Annotated in this window: 2 protein-coding genes and 1 pseudogene; all 3 read left to right on the forward strand. The window is 69.5% G+C overall.

The features are described from left to right. Window positions 1-15: 15 nt before the first annotated feature. The gene (locus AAW13_RS43430) at window positions 16-771 is read left to right on the forward strand and encodes a (Fe-S)-binding protein (protein WP_046732735.1); all 756 of its coding nucleotides are present in this window, start codon (window positions 16-18) and stop codon (window positions 769-771) included. Beyond that, window positions 768-2,246, forward strand: coding sequence for a LutB/LldF family L-lactate oxidation iron-sulfur protein (locus AAW13_RS43435; RefSeq protein WP_046732736.1), 1,479 nt, complete (start codon window positions 768-770; stop codon window positions 2,244-2,246). Before AAW13_RS43430 ends, AAW13_RS43435 begins: the two co-directional genes overlap by 4 nt. After that, window positions 2,243-2,419, forward strand: a pseudogene (locus tag AAW13_RS47335) (lactate utilization protein C); the annotation flags it as partial. The gene AAW13_RS43435 and the pseudogene AAW13_RS47335, both read left to right, overlap by 4 nt.

A 2,419-nucleotide genomic window follows, 5' to 3' on the forward strand; every position in this document is an offset into this window, starting at 1 on the left:
CCTCTAGGAGCCGCGATGCGTGTCGCCCTGTTCCTGACCTGCGTCAACGACACGCTCTATCCGGACACCGGCCGTGCCGTGGTGAAACTCCTGACCAGACTGGGCGTCGACGTCGACTTCCCGATGGGCCAGACCTGCTGCGGACAAGCCCACTACAACACCGGCTACCGCCACGAAGCCGAACCCCTGGCCCGGCATTTCTCCGATGTCTTCCAGGACTACGAAGCGATCGTGACACCGTCCGGATCATGCGGAGCAATGGTCCGCGAGCTGTACCCACGCATGGGAGAGCGAGCCCGAGCCGAAGGACGCGGTAACGACCTCGCCACCACCCTGGCACCCGTCGTCCCCAAAACCTACGAACTCACCGAGTTCCTGGTCGACGTCCTCGAAGTCACCGACGTCGGCGCCTACTACCCCCACAAGGTCACCTACCACCCCACCTGCCACGGCCTGCGCAGCCTGGGACTGGGTGACCGCCCCCGCCGCCTCCTCGAGGCCGTCAAGGGCCTGGACCTGGTCGAACTGCCCGGCGCGGAGGAGTGCTGCGGGTTCGGCGGCACCTTCGCGGTCAAGAACGCGGACGTCTCCGCGGCCATGGGCACCGACAAAGTACGCAACGCCGCCTCGACCGGCGCCGAGGTCCTGTGCGCCGCCGACAACTCCTGCCTCATGCACATCGGCGGCACCATGACCCGCCTGGAAACCGCCATGCGCCCCGTGCACATCGCGGAGATCCTGGCCAGCACCGAGGAGGAACCGGCCGCATGAACGGAACATTCGTCGGCATGCCCGCCTTCCCCAAAGCCGCGCACGAGGCCGTCAACAACCCCACCCTGCGCGGCAACCTGCGCCACGCCACCCACACCATCCGCGCCAAACGCGCCACAGCCGTCACCGAGCTGCCCGACTGGGCACAACTGCGCGAGGCCGGCAAACAGATCAAGGACCACACCCTCCGCCACCTCGACCGCTACCTGCTCCAGCTGGAGGCATCGGTGACGGCCGCGGGCGGCACCGTCCACTGGGCCACCGACGCCGAGGAAGCCAACCGGATCGTCACCGACCTGGTCAAAGCCACCGGCGAGACGGAAGTCGTCAAGGTCAAGTCCATGGCCACCCAGGAGACCGGACTGAACGAAGCCCTGGAAGCCGAAGGCATCCGCGCCTACGAGACCGACCTCGCCGAACTCATCGTGCAGCTCGGCAACGACCGGCCCTCACACATCCTCGTCCCCGCCATCCACCGCAACCGCACCGAGATCCGCGACATCTTCCACCGCGAGATGCACGCCTGGGGACGCCCCGCCCCCGACGGCCTCACCGACACACCCGCCGAACTCGCCGAAGCCGCCCGCCTCCACCTCCGCGAGAAGTTCCTGCGCGCCAAAGTCGGCATCTCCGGCGCCAACTTCATGGTCGCCGACACCGGCACCCTCGTCGTCGTCGAGTCCGAGGGCAACGGACGCATGTGCCTGACCCTCCCCGACACCCTCATCTCCGTCGTCGGCATCGAGAAGACCATCCCCACCTGGCACGACCTCGAAGTCTTCCTCCAGACCCTGCCCCGCTCCTCCACCGCCGAACGCATGAACCCCTACACCTCCACCTGGACCGGCACCACCGACACCGACGGCCCCCACACCTTCCACCTCGTCCTCCTCGACAACGGCCGCACCGACACCCTCGCCGACCAGGTCGGCCGCCAGGCCCTGCGCTGCATCCGCTGCTCCGCCTGCCTCAACGTCTGCCCCGTCTACGAACGCGCCGGCGGCCACGCCTACGGCTCCGTCTACCCCGGCCCCATCGGCGCCATCCTCAGCCCCCAACTCCGCGGCACCACAAGCGACATCGACACCTCCCTCCCCTACGCCTCCTCACTCTGCGGCGCCTGCTACGACGTCTGCCCCGTCGCCATCGACATCCCCGAGGTACTGGTGCACCTGCGGGAACGAGTGGTCGAGGGCGGCGAGGCGGTCCGGGACGGCAACAAGGTGGTGCTCAAGCCGGCCAAGGGGCACGCGGCGGAGCGGGCGGCGATGCGCGCGGCCCGCTGGGCGTTCTCCCGTCCGGCCGCCCTGCGCACCGGCCAGCGGCTCGTCTCCCGCAGCCGCCGTCTGCATCCCCGTACCCTGCCGGGTCCCGGCAAGGCCTGGAGCGGGACCCGGGACCTGCCCGCCGTACCGGCGGAACCCTTCCGCGACTGGTGGCAACGGACCGGCGGCGGAAAGGGTGACGTCAAGTGAGCAGCAGGGAACGGATCCTCGGCCGGGTGCGGCGCGCCCTGGCCGACGTGCACGGCGAGGACGGACCGGTCGAGCGGACGTACCTGCGTGAGCACGGGGAGCGGAGTGCCGAGGAGACGGTGGAACTGCTCGCCGAGAACCTCGCCGACTACCGGGCGCTCGTGCACCGCTGC

Source organism: Streptomyces humi (genome assembly GCF_001005085.2).
GTDB classification, from domain to species: Bacteria; Actinomycetota; Actinomycetes; order Streptomycetales; family Streptomycetaceae; genus Streptomyces; species Streptomyces humi.

Coding starts and splice junctions, on each gene's coding strand:
- AAW13_RS43435 (WP_046732736.1), top strand. CDS start 768: ATGAACGGAACATTCGTCGGCATGCCCGCCTTCCCCAAAGCCGCGCAC.
- AAW13_RS43430 (WP_046732735.1), top strand. CDS start 16: ATGCGTGTCGCCCTGTTCCTGACCTGCGTCAACGACACGCTCTATCCG.